The organism is Legionella gresilensis (assembly GCF_900639865.1).
Classification (GTDB): Bacteria; Pseudomonadota; Gammaproteobacteria; order Legionellales; family Legionellaceae; genus Legionella_C; species Legionella_C gresilensis.
Genome location: NZ_CAAAHX010000028.1, coordinates 1 through 15302 on the forward strand (window position 1 = coordinate 1; position 15302 = coordinate 15302).

A 15302-nucleotide genomic window follows, 5' to 3' on the forward strand; every position below is an offset into this window, starting at 1 on the left:
CGTGGCCAATCGTTCCCACATTCACGTGTGGCTTTTTTCGTTCAAACTTTTCCTTCGCCATTTCAATACCTCGTAACTTATTGTTTCTTAATTATCGCTTCAGCAATATTCGAAGGCGCTTCAGCGTATCGTGCAAATTCCATAGAAAATGTTCCACGGCCCTGGCTTATAGAACGAACATCTGTTGCATAGCCAAACATTTCAGCTAATGGAACTTCTGCTCGAATTATCTTACCAGCTGGTGAATCTTCCATACCTTGTACCATACCCCTGCGGCGATTTAAGTCACCCATCACATCGCCCATATAGTCTTCAGGAGTTACAACTTCAACACTCATTATTGGTTCAAGAAGAACTGGTTTTGCTTTAAGAGCACCTTGCTTGAAGCATTGTGAACCAGCAATTTTAAATGCCATTTCACTTGAGTCCACTTCATGATATGAACCATCAAATAGAGTGACTTTTACATCAACAACAGGATAGCCAGCAATAACACCATTTTGTAATTGCTCTTGAATTCCTTTATCTACTGCTGGAATATATTCTTTTGGTATTACACCACCAACAATAGCATTAACGAATTCATATCCTTTGCCTTGCTCTTGCGGCTCAATTTTAAGCCAAACATGACCATATTGACCGCGACCGCCTGACTGACGTACGAATTTGCCTTCTTGCTCAACTGTCTGCTTAATTGTTTCGCGATAAGCTACTTGTGGTTTACCAACATTTGCTTCAACGTTAAATTCACGTTTCATGCGATCAACAATAATTTCCAAGTGAAGCTCGCCCATACCTTGAATAATTGTCTGACCTGACTCTTCATCAGTATGAACGCGGAAAGATGGGTCTTCCTGTGCTAATTTACCCAAGGCAATTCCCATTTTCTCTTGGTCAGCTTTGGTTTTAGGCTCTACAGCAACTGCAATTACTGGATCCGGGAAGTCCATACGTTCTAGTATTACTGGTTTATCAATGTCACACAGCGTATCACCAGTAGTAACCGTTTTAAGTCCTACTGCTGCTGCAATATCTCCTGCTCGTACTTCTTTAATTTCCTCACGAGAATTAGCATGCATTTGCAATATACGACCAATACGCTCTTTTTTACCTTTTACTGAATTGTAAATGGTATCGCCACTTTTAAGTACACCTGAATAAGCACGGAAATAAGTTAATGTACCAACAAAAGGATCCGTTGCAATCTTAAATGCAAGAGCTGAAAAAGGTTCATCATAAGACGTTTTACGATTTACTTCATTGCCGTCATCATCATGCCCTGTAATTGCAGGAATATCGATAGGCGATGGAAGATAGTCAACAACGCCATCTAATACTGCTTGAACACCCTTATTTTTGAAAGCTGAACCACAGAAAACAGGTACAATTTTATTGGTAACTGTAAGATGACGAAGAGCCTCTTTCATTTCTTTTTCGTTAAATTCTTCGCCCTCTAAGTATTTTTCCATCAACTCTTCAGTTGCTTCAGCTGCAGCTTCAATAATTTTAGCTCTATACTCTTCACATTGAGGTAACATTTCAACTGGAATATCTTTATATTCAAAGGACATTCCTTTACTTTCTTCATCCCAGTGAATTGCTTTCATTTTAATTAAATCAATGACACCAACAAAAGCGTCTTCTGATCCTATAGGCAACTGTAAAACGACAGGATTTGATCCAAGTCTTTGTTTAATTTGGCTAACGACACGTAGGAAGTTCGCGCCCATACGATCCATTTTATTTACAAATACAATTCTGGGCACACCATATTTATCAGCTTGACGCCATACTGTTTCTGACTGTGGCTCAACACCTGATACAGCATCAAATACAACTATTGCCCCATCAAGAACACGTAGAGAGCGTTCTACTTCAATCATAAAATCTACGTGACCTGGGGTGTCAATAATGTTGATACGGTGTTTAGGATATTGCTTATCCATACCTTGCCAATAGCAAGTGGTAGCCGCAGAAGTAATGGTAATCCCGCGCTCTTGCTCCTGAACCATCCAGTCCATTGTCGCAGCGCCATCGTGTACTTCACCAATTTTATGAGACATGCCTGTATAGAATAAGACACGCTCTGTTGTTGTTGTTTTACCAGCATCAACGTGAGCCGCGATACCAATATTTCTGTAAAGTTCTAATGGAGTAGACACGGATTACCTCTCCTAATTCCATCTAAAATGCGCAAAAGCTTGGTTAGCTTTAGCCATTTTATGTGTGTCTTCACGTTTTTTAGCAGCAGAACCTTTATTCTCGTAAGCATCCATTAATTCGCCTGCTAAACGTAACATCATGCCTTTTTCACCACGTGAACGAGCAGCTTGGACAATCCAACGCATACCCAAAGCAATACTACGATCAGTACGAACTTCAACTGGAACTTGATAAGTTGCGCCACCTACTCGCCGTGAACGAACTTCAACGGTAGGCCTAACGTTATCAAGCGCTTGCTCAAAATAACGTAAGACGAGATTTGTGCCAGTAGCATTGCCACTTTCACCACCCTCTTCATCGTGCTTCTTCGCTTTCTTAACTCGATCAGATAATAGCGCTAGTGCACCATATATAATTTTCTCAGCGGTTGATTTTTTACCGCTTACCATTAATACGTTGATAAATTTTGCCAATAATTCACTATGATACTTGGGATCAGGCAAAATTTCGCGTTTGGGGACTTCTCTTCTTCTAGGCATTTCACATTCCTACTATCAATTATTTCTTATCTTTAGGCTTTTTGGTTCCGTATTTAGAACGTCCTTGCTTACGATCATTGACACCTGAGGTATCTAGACTTCCACGAATAGTATGATAGCGCACACCTGGCAAGTCCTTAACACGACCACCTCGAATAAGCACTACAGAGTGCTCCTGTAAATTGTGCCCCTCACCACCAATATAGGAAGTTACTTCAAAACCATTTGTGAGCCGAACACGAGTTACCTTACGCATCGCTGAGTTAGGTTTTTTGGGTGTAGTTGTATAGACACGTGTACATACGCCACGACGTTGAGGGCATGATTCTAGCGCAGGGACATTACTTTTCTTTTTTGCGTGTACCCGAGGCTTTCTTACTAACTGGTTAATAGTAGCCATTTATTCTTAACTCCGAATTTTTTTGGTCATATTTCGAATGCATAAGGAGGCCGGATTCTATATAGGGATAGCAGATTTGTCAAGCAAATCTGCTAATGTTTAATCCGAATTAATGATCATGGTTGTCAGCATTCAATGCCTCGCTAAGTGCATGTTCCACATCACTTGCAGTCACTGTATGCGTATTATGCTCATTTCCTAATGCTTTTGCACGTTTCGCTTTTCGCTTTTGATGATAGGTATATCCAGTTCCTGCCGGAATTAAACGACCCACCATAACGTTTTCTTTTAACCCACGCAAATCATCCACCTTTCCACTAACTGCCGCTTCAGTTAGTACGCGAGTTGTTTCTTGGAAGGATGCAGCAGAGATAAATGATTCTGTTGCCAAAGAAGCTTTTGTAATACCTAGCAATATTGGTATCCCTCTTGCTAATTCCTTATTTGCCTCTGCAAGCTTATCATTTTCTTGCAGCATCACACTTTCCTCTACTTGTTCACCCACCAGGAATTTTGAATCACCAGCATAGGTAATGACACGTTTGCGTAGCATTTGTCGAACGATCGTTTCAATATGCTTATCATTAATTTTTACGCCTTGTAAACGATATACATCCTGCACTTCATTGACAATATAATTTGCTAATGCACCTACACCCAACAAGCGTAAGATATCATGTGGATTTAGTGGGCCTTCAGCTATAATTTCACCACGCTCAACATGCTCACCTTCAAATACTGATATATGGCGCCATTTAGGTATAAGCTCTTCATGTGATTTATTCTCTGACTCAGTAATGATGAGACGTCGCTTACCTTTTGTTTCCTTGCCAAAGTTTACTATTCCTGAAATTTCAGCCATTACAGCAGCATCTTTAGGTTTACGCGCTTCAAACAAGTCAGCTACTCGAGGTAAGCCCCCTGTAATATCACGTGTCTTAGAACGCTCTTGCGGGATACGGGCAATAACGTCCCCTACACCTACCTCACTACCATCCTCAAAGTTAATGATTGCATCGACTGGCAAATAATACTGAGCCGGTACATTCGTACCTGCTAAGAAAATTTCTTCACCATCATCAGATACTAACTTCACCATTGGACGCATATCTCGACCTAAAGCGCTTCGTTGTTTAGCATCTGTGACGACAATATTACTTAACCCTGTAATTTCGTCAGTTTGACGATTCATTGTTATACCTTCAATAAGGTCAATAAATTTCAATCGTCCACTAACTTCAGAGATAACGGGGTGGGTATGCGGATCCCAGCTTGCAATGATCTGACCGGCTTCAACAGCTGTATTGTCTTGTACCGTCAGTACCGCACCATAAGGCAGCTTGTAGCGCTCCCTTTCGCGACCAAAATCATCGACGATAGACACTTCACCTGAGCGAGATACAGCAACAAGATTGCCATTAGCATGGGTTACAGTTTTAATATTATGTAAACGAATAACACCTTTATTTTTAATTTGGATATTATTAGCTGCAGTTGCTCTGGAGGCCGCACCACCAATATGGAAGGTTCTCATGGTTAACTGCGTACCAGGTTCACCAATTGATTGCGCTGCGATAATGCCTACAGCTTCACCCGTATTAACTAAGTGTCCTCTAGCTAGATCGCGCCCATAACATTTAGCGCAAAGTCCAAAACGAGTCCTACATTCTATTGGCGAGCGGACAAGTACCTGATCAACACTATAGCGCTCAAGTTTTTCGACTAACTCTTCATCTAAAAGTGTACCGGCTGTCACAATAGGCTCGCTTTGATTAGGAATGTAAACATCTTTAGCAACAACACGACCTAAAACGCGTTCATGTAAAGGTTCAACAATATCTCCGCCTTCAATTAGCGGTTGCATGAGAATACCTTGATCAGTACCGCAATCTTCTTCAGTGATTACTACGTCTTGAGCCACATCAACTAGGCGACGAGTTAAATAACCTGAGTTAGCTGTTTTTAATGCAGTATCTGCTAGACCTTTACGTGCACCGTGGGTCGAAATAAAGTATTGGAAAACATTTAGACCTTCGCGGAAATTCGCCGTAATAGGTGTTTCAATAATTGAGCCGTCTGGAGCAGCCATTAATCCCCGCATACCCGCTAACTGACGAATCTGTGCCGCAGAACCCCGCGCACCTGAGTCAGCCATCATAAAGATTGGGTTAAATGACGCTTGTCTTATTGTTTTTCCTTCACCATCAACCACTTCTTCTGTCGCGATGCGAGTCATCATCGACTTGGCAACCATTTCATTCGTACGTGACCATATATCGATAACTTTATTGTAACGCTCACCGTTTGTTACCAAACCTGAACGGTATTGTGATTCAATTTCACGTACTTCATTATCTGCTTGCTCGATAATGTTTGCTTTATCTTCTGGTATCTCCATATCTTCAATACCAATAGATGCGCCAGCTCGAGTTGCAAATTTAAAGCCCATATACATGAGTTGGTCAGCAAAAATAACTGTTTCTTTTAAGCCAAATTTACGATAACAACTATCAACTACTTTAGATATTGCCTTTTTCGTCATGGGACGATTAATTTGTTCAAATGACATGCCTCTTGGCAAAATATCTGATAAGATGCCTCGGCCGACAGTTGTTTCGACAAGCTCATATTTAACTCGTCTTTCACCACCGCCTTCACCTTCATCGCCACTTTCCTCTTCTATTTCTACAGGGAGGCGAAGTTTAACTTTTGCATGTAAATCAATGAGGCCAGCTTCGTAAAAATTCTGTGCTTCTTGCGCACTAGCGAAGAATTTACCTTCACCCTTTGCATTAACACGCTCACGAGTTAAATAATAGAGACCTAAAACAACGTCCTGACTAGGTACAATAATTGGTTCACCACTAGCTGGTGATAAGATATTGTTAGTCGACATCATTAAAGAGCGAGCTTCTAGCTGTGCTTCCAGAGTAAGTGGAATATGCACGGCCATCTGGTCCCCGTCGAAGTCAGCATTATACGCTGTACAAACAAGCGGATGAAGCTGAATAGCCTTTCCTTCAATTAATACAGGCTCAAACGCTTGGATACCTAAGCGGTGTAAAGTTGGGGCACGGTTTAATAAGATTGGATGCTCTCGAATAACATCTTCTAGAATATCCCAAACAACTGGCTCTTCTCTTTCTACCATTTTTTTAGCCGCTTTAATGGTAGTAGCTAAACCTCTAAATTCTAGTTTACTGAAAATAAACGGTTTAAAAAGTTCTAATGCCATTTTCTTTGGTAAACCGCATTGATGTAGACGTAAAGTAGGTCCAACAACAATAACTGAACGACCGGAGTAATCAACCCGCTTACCTAACAGATTTTGACGGAAACGACCTTGCTTCCCTTTAATCATATCTGCTAAGGATTTTAAAGGCCGCTTATTGGTACCCGTAATGGCTCGACCACGACGACCGTTATCAAGTAGAGCATCTACTGATTCTTGTAACATACGTTTTTCATTGCGAACAATGATATCAGGCGCATTAAGATCTAATAAACGTTTTAAACGATTGTTACGGTTAATAACTCGACGATATAAATCATTTAAATCAGAAGTTGCAAAACGGCCACCATCAAGAGGTACTAATGGTCGTAAATCCGGTGGTAAAACCGGTAAGACATCCATAATCATCCACTCTGGCTTATTACCTGATTCATAAAAGGCTTCTAATAATTTTAACCGTTTAGTAATTTTCTTAACTTTGGTTTCAGAATTAGTTAATGGTAGCTCTTCTCGTAGTGATTTAATTTCTTCTTCTAAATCGATTTGACGAAGCAGCTCACGTATTGCTTCAGCACCCATCCGTGCGTCAAATTCATCACCGTATTCTTCCATTGCTTCTAAGTAGGCTTCATCATTTAATAATTGCCTACGTTCTAACTCTGTCATGCCGGGATCAACGACAACAAATGCTTCAAAATAAAGAACACGCTCAATATCTCTTAAAGTCATATCAAGTAATAGACCAATCCGAGATGGTAATGATTTTAAGAACCATATATGCGCTACTGGGCTTGCTAATTCAATATGGCCCATCCGCTCACGCCGTACTTTTGCTAATGCGAGTTCAACACCACACTTTTCACAGATTACACCACGGTGTTTTAAGCGCTTATATTTTCCACATAAGCATTCATAATCTTTAATAGGTCCAAATGTTTTTGCACAAAATAAACCATCTCGCTCTGGTTTAAAAGTCCGATAATTAATCGTTTCTGGTTTCTTTACTTCACCATACGACCAAGAACGTATTAAATCAGGCGAAGCCAGTGCAATTTTAATTGCGTCAAATTCTTCACTTTGACCTTGCTGTTTAAGAATACCTAGTAAGTCACTCATTACCGGTGCTTTTCTCATGTGATTACCGCTTAGAGTAGCCAAATCTATGCCTCCAAAAATTAGTTGTCAGAATACATCACTGAGTAATTAGTCATGGTCTAATTCAATATCAATACCCAGAGCACGAATCTCTTTTAATAACACATTAAAGGATTCAGGCATTCCAGGATCCATACGATGATCACCATCAACTATATTCTTATAGATCTTAGTTCGTCCTCCGACATCGTCTGATTTAACTGTTAACATTTCTTGTAACGTATAAGCAGCACCATATGCTTCAAGCGCCCAAACTTCCATTTCCCCAAACCGCTGACCACCAAATTGTGCTTTACCGCCCAATGGTTGCTGGGTTACAAGGCTGTAAGACCCAGTAGAACGAGCATGCATTTTGTCATCAACTAAGTGATTGAGCTTTAGCATATACATGTAACCAACCGTTACTGGGTTATCAAATTTGCGACCAGTCCGCCCATCAATTAATGTTGTTTTACCATCAGCTGGTAGGCCAGCAAGTTCTAACATCGATTTAATTTCAGCTTCTGAGGCGCCATCAAATACAGGCGTTGCCATCGGTACACCATTTCTTAGATTATCAGCTAGCAATTTTAATTGACTTTCATTTAGAGCGTCTAAATTCACTCGCTGCATTCCGTCATGGTTATAAATTTCATTTAAAAAGTTGCGTATCTCTTTAAGAGGACGCTCCTCATCAATTAAGCTAGCAATTCGATTACCTAATCCTTTTGCTGCAAGACCTAAGTGGGTCTCTAAAACCTGTCCAATATTCATTCGAGAGGGTACGCCAAGTGGATTTAATACAATATCTACAGCTGTACCATCTTCCATATAAGGCATATCTTCAACAGGCACTACAATTGAGATTACCCCTTTATTTCCATGTCGTCCTGCCATTTTATCACCTGGCTGAATACGACGTTTAACAGCAAGGTAAACTTTAACAATCTTTAATACGCCCGGTGCTAAATCATCGCCCTGAATTATTTTTTTACGGCTATCATTAAAGCGTTTTTCCATTTCTTTACTTAACAATTCAAGCTGCTTAGAAAGTTGCTCTAATTGTTGGCTTACTGCATCATCGTCAATTCGAATATCAAACCATTTCTCTCTAGTAATTGAATTTAGGTAATCTTCCGAAATTTTAGTGCCTGCTTTAATGTTGCCTGGACCACCTGTGGCAGGCTTATTTAGCAATAAATTAAACACACGATGATAGATATCTTCTTCACGAATACGTCGCTCATCAATTAAGTCTTTACGTACACGTGCTAAGTGTTCTTCTTCAATACTTTTTGCCCGCTCATCTTTTTCGAGACCATCGCGCGTAAATACCTGTACATCAATTACTGTACCATTCATACCAGAAGGGACTCGTAGAGAAGAGTCTTTTACATCAGACGCTTTTTCACCGAAAATAGCACGTAGTAGTTTTTCTTCTGGAGTAAGCTGCGTTTCACCTTTTGGTGTTACTTTACCAACTAAAATATCACCGGCATTGACTTCTGCACCAATATAAACAACGCCAGATTCATCAAGGCTGGCTAAGGCCGATTCACCAACATTAGGAATATCCGCTGTAATTTCTTCGGTACCTAATTTGGTATCACGTGCTATACAAGTTAGCTCCTCGATATGGATAGTTGTAAATCGCTCTTCTTGAACAATTCTTTCTGAAATTAATATGGAATCCTCAAAGTTATAACCATTCCAAGGCATAAATGCTACAAGTAGGTTTTGACCTAAGGCCAATTCGCCCATATCTGTACAAGGGCCATCAGCCAGTACATCACCACGACGTATTCTATCCCCTTTCGCCACAATTGGACGCTGATTAATACAAGTGTCCTGATTGGAACGGAAGTACTTAGTTAAATTATAGATGTCTACGCCAGTTTCGCCAGCACTCGTCTCTTCATCATTAACACGAACAACAATCCTTGAGGCATCTACTAGGTCAATAATACCACCCCGTTTAGCAACCACGGATACACCAGAATCAGAGGCTACCGTGCGCTCCATACCTGTCCCGACTAGAGGCTTTTCAGAACGCAGCGTCGGTACAGCCTGGCGCTGCATGTTTGAACCCATTAAAGCTCGATTCGCGTCATCATGTTCAAGGAAGGGAATTAATGAAGCAGCTACTGACACGATTTGCTTAGGTGAAACATCCATATAGTTAATTTTATCAGGAGTAGTTAATGAGAACTCATTCTGATGTCTACATGGTACTAGGTCGGCGGTAATATTACCCTTTTCATCAACAGTCACTGTTGACTGGGCAATATATTGATCTACTTCTTCAATTGCAGATAAATACTCAATTTCGTCAGTGACACGGCCATCAATAACTTTACGGCAAGGAGTTTCAATAAAGCCATAATCATTGGTACGAGCATAAACTGATAATGAGTTAATCAAACCAATATTCGGGCCTTCAGGGGTTTCAATTGGACATACACGACCGTAATGCGTTGTATGTACGTCTCGAACTTCAAAGCCTGCTCGCTCACGTGTTAATCCGCCTGGGCCTAATGCTGAAACACGACGTTTATGAGTAACACCCGAGAGAGGATTAACCTGATCCATAAATTGGGAAAGTTGGCTTGAGCCAAAGAATTCTTTAATAGCTGCTGAAACAGGTTTAGCATTAATTAAATCTTGCGGCATTAAATTTTCTGATTCTACCAAACTTAAACGTTCTTTAACGGCGCGCTCTACACGCACTAATCCAACCCTAAATTGATTTTCAGCCATCTCGCCTACACTTCTTACGCGGCGATTACCTAAGTGATCAATATCATCCACCATACCAATACCGTTACGGATATCAATAAGGGTCTTAATAACTGCAAGGATATCTTCTTTAGTAAGGGTACCTGGACCTGTATCTTCTTTGCGACCAACGCGGCGATTAAACTTCATACGACCTACGGCAGAAAGATCATAGCGATCTTCAGCGAAGAATAAATTTTTAAAGAGAGCTTCAGCGGCTTCTTTTGTAGGTGGCTCACCAGGACGCATCATGCGATAAATTTCAACCAACGCTTCTAATTGATTAGTAGTAGGATCGATTTTTAAAGTATCTGAAATATACGAACCATGATCCAAGTCATTAGTATAAATCATATCGAAGGTTAAAATGCCTTGTTCAGCTAGTTGATCAAGCAGCTCAGAGGTTACTTCATCATTAGCTTGCGCCAACATTTCCCCTGTCTCAGTATTAATAATATTTCTTGCAAGTATTTTACCAATTAAATAATCATGTGGCACAACGAGATCTTGCATATTACTCTTTTCCATTAATCGAATATGGCGAGCTGTAATACGACGACCTTGTTCTACAATTAATTCATTTGTATCGGGAACATGAATATTAAAAGAAGCAATCTCCCCCCGTAGACGTGAAGGGATTAAATTAATGTGAAATTCACCATTTCTTAAGGTACAAACTGTTGTTTCAAAAAATTCTGTTAGTATTTCTTCAACTTCATAACCTAAAGCACGAAGTAAAATAGTAACGGGTAGCTTACGCCGGCGATCAATTCTTACGAAAACGCAATCTTTAGGATCAAATTCAAAGTCTAACCAAGAACCACGATAAGGAATAATCCTTGCTGAATATAATAGCTTTCCTGATGAATGAGTCTTACCTCTATCATGCTCAAATATCACACCAGGAGATCGATGAAGCTGGGAAACCACTACCCGCTCTGTACCATTAATTACAAATGTACCTACATCAGTCATTAAGGGAATTTCACCCATGAATACGTCTTGCTCACGTATATCTTTAATTGGTTTTGGCTCACCTGGAGCATCTTTATCTAAAACAACAAGTCTAATTTTTACTCGTAAAGGTGCTGAATAAGTTAAACCACGTAATTTACATTCACGAACATCAAATGCAGGTTCGCCTAACTTATAACTTACATACTCAAGTTTTGCATTACCTGAAAAGCTGTGTATAGGGAAAACTGACAAAAAGGCTGCATGGAGACCTGTATTCTGGTATAAATTTGAATTTGAATCAGCCTTTAAAAAATCCGCATAAGATTTTAGCTGAATATCAAGCAGGTTGGGAATAGCCATTTTATCAGCCTGCCTACCAAAGCTTTTGCGAAATCGTTTTTGCTCAGCATGGGAATAGTGTTGAGGGGTAGCTTTTGCAGTGGCCATGGTGATTCCTCTGTAAATTATTGATAATATCAAACAGATAAACCCAGCCATGTAAACATGGCCGGGTTTGAAAAATTATAACAATATTACTTAACTTCGACAGCAGCGCCAGCTTCTTCGAGTTGTTTTTTGATATCAGCCGCTTCGTCTTTTGATACCCCTTCTTTAACAGTAGATGGAGCACCTTCAACTAAATCTTTAGCTTCTTTTAAGCCAAGACCTGTAATAGTACGAATAACTTTAATTACGCCTACTTTGTTAGAACCAAAGCTAGTCATAACAACGTTAAATTCAGTTTTTTCTTCTGCGGCAGCAGTAGAAGCAGCAGCAGGACCAGCAACAGCAACAGCTGCAGCAGCTGCAGAAACATTAAATTTTTCTTCCATTGCTTCGATAAGCTCTACCACTTCCATAACAGTCATGTTTGAGATAGTGTCAAGAATCTCATTTTTTGAAACAGCCATTTCTAGCTCCTAGTTAATAAATTATATTAGATTATGCAGTTTGTTCTTTTTGATCTTTAATTGCAGCAAGCGTTCTAACCAATTTGGCATGAGGCTCTGCAAGAGTACGAACAAATTTCTCTACTGGTGCTTTCATCACATACATTAGCTTAGCTAATGCTTCATCACGTGTAGGTAAGCTAGCGACCGCTTCAAGTTGAGCTGGGTCATAAACTTTACCACCTACAGATAATGCTTTGATTTCAAGCTTTTCAAATGTCTTTACGAACTCTTTTAGTAAACGTGCCGCATCGCTTGGGGCCTCTAGCGAAAGAGCTATAAATAAAGGACCAACCAATTTATCGCTTAGGCAAGAGAACTGAGTGTTTTCGAAAGCACGGCGAGTAAGCGTGTTACGAACAACACGTAAATAAACGCCTGACTTTCGAGCTTCCGTTCGTAATTGAGTCATTTGATTCACAGTCAAACCGCGATAATCAGCAACTACAGCCGATACAGCTTTAGAAGCAACTTCTGTTACCTCTTCAACAACGGCCTTTTTTGCAGCTAAAGTTATCGTCACGTTAATGACCTCCTTAGTTGTTCAAATCAAAAATGATTTGACAGTTATGGTGGCCGTCTAAGGTAAATACCGAAGCCGGTTCACCGTCTGCGCAGGAGATTAAGCTAAATATTAGCACCTGCGGTCTTCGACGGCATCGAACCATGTCTATGCCGTGAAAGCGGATTTAAGGGCGTTGTATGTTACACAGGTATTGATGCAAGATCAATAGGTAATCCAGGCCCCATAGTAGATGAAAGTGTAATTTTCTTAAGATAAACGCCTTTTGATGAAGCAGGTTTTGCTTTCTTTAAGTCAGCGATTAAGGCAGCAATATTTTCTATTAAATCATCCGCTGAAAAATGAACTTTACCTACTGTACAATGAATTATACCATTTTTATCGGTACGGTAACGAACCTGACCAGCTTTTGCATCGGTAACCGCAGCTTCAACGTTCATCGTTACAGTTCCGACTTTAGGATTTGGCATTAACCCTCTTGGCCCTAAAATTTGACCTAACTGGCCAACGATGCGCATAGCATCTGGTGTTGCAATAACTACATCGAAATCTAATTCACCTGCTTTAATCTGATCAGCTAAATCTTCAAAGCCGACTACATCAGCACCAGCGTCTTTCGCTTTTTTAGCATTGTCACCTTGGGCAAATACGGCGACTCTAACCTTCTTACCTGTACCTTTGGGCAAGTTAGTTGAAGTACGTACAACTTGATCCGACTTACGAGGATCAACACCTAGATTAACGCTAATATCAACGCTTTCTTCAAACTTTGAGCTCGCAAATTCTTTAATAATATCAATCGCCTCAGGAGCGGGATAAAGATAATTTGTCTTAACTTTTTCGCGTATCTTTTGCTGCTTTTTGCTTAATTTAGCCATAATAAATTACTCCACACCTTCGACTTCAACACCCATACTCCTAGCAGTTCCGATAACACATTGAACTGCTGCCTCTAATGACGCTGCTGTAAGATCTGGTTCTTTTGTTTTGGCAATTTCTTCAGCTTGGGCACGTGTAATCTTACCCACCTTTTTAGTATTCGGGTTTCCACTACCACTTTGGATACCGGCAGCTTTCTTAATTAGAACAGATGCTGGAGGAGTTTTAGTTACAAAGGTGAAACTTCTATCATTATAGACTGTTATTACAACAGGTGTAGGCAAACCAGCTTCTAAATTTTGAGTTGCAGCGTTAAAAGCTTTACAAAATTCCATAATGTTAACACCGCGCTGACCTAAAGCGGGACCAACTGGTGGACTAGGATTTGCCTTACCTGCAGGGATCTGCAATTTAATATATGCTTCTACTTTTTTAGCCATTTAGGACTCCATTGATGGGTTAATTAACGCTTGGTGGCTCTAAAATGAGTACCTAAGCTCCCCGATTACAAAATGCGATATTATATCACAATATATTAAACCTATTCAAAAATTATTTAACTAACTTTTTGTGAGCTAGCTAAATAAAATTAAATAGGTTTAAAAAATTACGAAATTAAATTAAGTTTTTTCTACTTGACTAAATTCTAGTTCTACTGGCGTTGAACGGCCAAAGATAAGAACTGCAACCCGCAGTCTATTCTTTTCATAGTTAACTTCTTCGACTACGCCATTAAAGTCAACGAATGGACCTTCCTTAACGCGTATAACTTCACCAGGTTCAAAAAGAATTTTAGGTCTAGGCTTAGTAACACCATCTTCAATACGTTGAAGTATAGCACGCGCTTCTTTATCAGATATAGGTGTTGGTGTTTGACCTGTCCCACCAATAAAACCTAAAACACGAGGAATTTTACGAATCATATGCCATGTCTTATCATCCATGATCATATTTACTAGTACATAGCCAGGATAGAATTTGCGGGTGCTTTTACGTTTTTGACCAGCACGCATTTCAACTACTTCTTCAGAAGGAACAACGACCTCACCAATTTTATCTTGCATTTCATGCTGTTCGGCACGCGCCCTTATCTCACGCATAACAAAGTTTTCGTAACCTGAATAGGCATGAACTACATACCACTGTTTTGATTTTTGCTCTTCCACGTTTATCAACCTAAATGAGTTATTTTAGCAATTGCCCACATCATACCGGAATCAATTGCCCAAAGAATAAAACCTGTGACTGCAACCATAATCATAACGATTGATGTAGTCTGGATAGTTTCCTGGCGTGTAGGCCATACTACTTTTAGCAATTCAACTTTAGCTTCCATAGCGAAAGCAAAAACTTGACGCCCTATAGTAGTAAAATAGGCTAGAAGAGCAACTAATACAAACCAGGCGATCCAGATAATAGCCTTAATAGGTGCTGAAAAGTTAAAATAATAAGTACACAGAAACGCAGCAATCGTTACTATTGCTACTCCTGCCCACAAACCAATGTCTTTAAAATTACTTTTTGAATTTGCTGAATTTTTCATACTTTTATGGTTTTTGGCAGGCCAGGAGGGAATCGAACCCCCAACCTGCGGTTTTGGAGACCGCCGCTCTGCCAATTGAGCTACTGGCCTAACTTAACAACACAATTGAATGTGAGACGTTACTATCTCACATTCCACATACTTACTCAATAATTTTTGCAACGACACCAGCACCGACAGTTCGGCCGCCTTCACGAATAGCGAAGC

Annotated in this window: 11 protein-coding genes and 1 tRNA gene; all 12 read right to left on the reverse strand. The window is 40.1% G+C overall.

Annotation, left to right across the window (positions count from 1 at the left end; translation table 11 throughout):
* Positions 1-77 precede the first annotated feature (77 nt).
* The 12 genes from fusA to E1P04_RS17075 all read right to left on the reverse strand — a co-directional run bounded on the left by fusA (position 78) and on the right by E1P04_RS17075 (position 15185).
* Complete coding sequence (gene fusA / locus E1P04_RS17020; RefSeq protein WP_131784062.1) at positions 78-2162, reverse strand: elongation factor G; 2085 nt, start codon at positions 2160-2162, stop codon at positions 78-80.
* A 12-nt stretch (positions 2163-2174) separates the two neighbouring features.
* A complete protein-coding gene (gene rpsG, locus E1P04_RS17025) occupies positions 2175-2702 on the reverse strand; it encodes a 30S ribosomal protein S7 (RefSeq protein ID WP_131784063.1) in 528 nt (175 codons plus the stop codon).
* A gap of 19 nt (positions 2703-2721) precedes the next feature.
* A complete protein-coding gene (rpsL, locus tag E1P04_RS17030) occupies positions 2722-3102 on the reverse strand; it encodes a 30S ribosomal protein S12 (RefSeq protein ID WP_131784064.1) in 381 nt (126 codons plus the stop codon).
* Between the two features lie 109 nt (positions 3103-3211).
* Entirely contained in the window at positions 3212-7450 is a 4239-nt protein-coding gene (rpoC, locus tag E1P04_RS17035) for a DNA-directed RNA polymerase subunit beta' (protein WP_165482843.1), read from the reverse strand.
* A gap of 87 nt (positions 7451-7537) precedes the next feature.
* Positions 7538-11647 carry a DNA-directed RNA polymerase subunit beta gene (gene rpoB, locus E1P04_RS17040; protein WP_131784066.1) on the reverse strand — a complete coding sequence of 1370 codons (4110 nt, stop codon included), beginning with the start codon at positions 11645-11647 and terminating at the stop codon, positions 7538-7540.
* An 86-nt stretch (positions 11648-11733) separates the two neighbouring features.
* Positions 11734-12111, reverse strand: coding sequence for a 50S ribosomal protein L7/L12 (rplL, locus tag E1P04_RS17045; RefSeq protein ID WP_115329898.1), 378 nt, complete (start codon positions 12109-12111; stop codon positions 11734-11736).
* Positions 12112-12142: 31 nt separating this feature from the next.
* Complete coding sequence (gene rplJ / locus E1P04_RS17050; RefSeq protein WP_131784067.1) at positions 12143-12673, reverse strand: 50S ribosomal protein L10; 531 nt, start codon at positions 12671-12673, stop codon at positions 12143-12145.
* Positions 12674-12855: 182 nt separating this feature from the next.
* On the reverse strand, positions 12856-13551 hold the full coding sequence (gene rplA, locus E1P04_RS17055; protein ID WP_131784068.1) for a 50S ribosomal protein L1: 696 nt from the start codon (positions 13549-13551) through the stop codon (positions 12856-12858).
* A gap of 6 nt (positions 13552-13557) precedes the next feature.
* Positions 13558-13992: a 50S ribosomal protein L11 gene (gene rplK, locus E1P04_RS17060; protein WP_115329892.1), complete on the reverse strand. Its 435-nt coding sequence runs from the start codon at positions 13990-13992 to the stop codon at positions 13558-13560.
* 180 nt (positions 13993-14172) lie between these two features.
* Positions 14173-14718 carry a transcription termination/antitermination protein NusG gene (gene nusG, locus E1P04_RS17065; protein ID WP_165482196.1) on the reverse strand — a complete coding sequence of 182 codons (546 nt, stop codon included), beginning with the start codon at positions 14716-14718 and terminating at the stop codon, positions 14173-14175.
* 5 nt (positions 14719-14723) lie between these two features.
* Complete coding sequence (gene secE, locus E1P04_RS17070) at positions 14724-15095, reverse strand: preprotein translocase subunit SecE (RefSeq protein ID WP_131784069.1); 372 nt, start codon at positions 15093-15095, stop codon at positions 14724-14726.
* A 14-nt stretch (positions 15096-15109) separates the two neighbouring features.
* A tRNA-Trp gene (locus E1P04_RS17075) sits at positions 15110-15185 on the reverse strand.
* Positions 15186-15302: the final 117 nt, after the last annotated feature.

Excerpts from the sequence above, each read along its gene's own strand:
- rpsG (WP_131784063.1), bottom strand. The coding sequence starts at position 2,702 with ATGCCTAGAAGAAGAGAAGTCCCCAAACGCGAAATTTTGCCTGATCCC.
- rpsL (WP_131784064.1), bottom strand. The coding sequence starts at position 3,102 with ATGGCTACTATTAACCAGTTAGTAAGAAAGCCTCGGGTACACGCAAAA.
- rpoC (WP_165482843.1), bottom strand. The coding sequence starts at position 7,450 with ATGAGTGACTTACTAGGTATTCTTAAACAGCAAGGTCAAAGTGAAGAA.
- rpoB (WP_131784066.1), bottom strand. The coding sequence starts at position 11,647 with ATGGCCACTGCAAAAGCTACCCCTCAACACTATTCCCATGCTGAGCAA.
- rplL (WP_115329898.1), bottom strand. The coding sequence starts at position 12,111 with ATGGCTGTTTCAAAAAATGAGATTCTTGACACTATCTCAAACATGACT.
- rplA (WP_131784068.1), bottom strand. The coding sequence starts at position 13,551 with ATGGCTAAATTAAGCAAAAAGCAGCAAAAGATACGCGAAAAAGTTAAG.
- rplK (WP_115329892.1), bottom strand. The coding sequence starts at position 13,992 with ATGGCTAAAAAAGTAGAAGCATATATTAAATTGCAGATCCCTGCAGGT.
- secE (WP_131784069.1), bottom strand. The coding sequence starts at position 15,095 with ATGAAAAATTCAGCAAATTCAAAAAGTAATTTTAAAGACATTGGTTTG.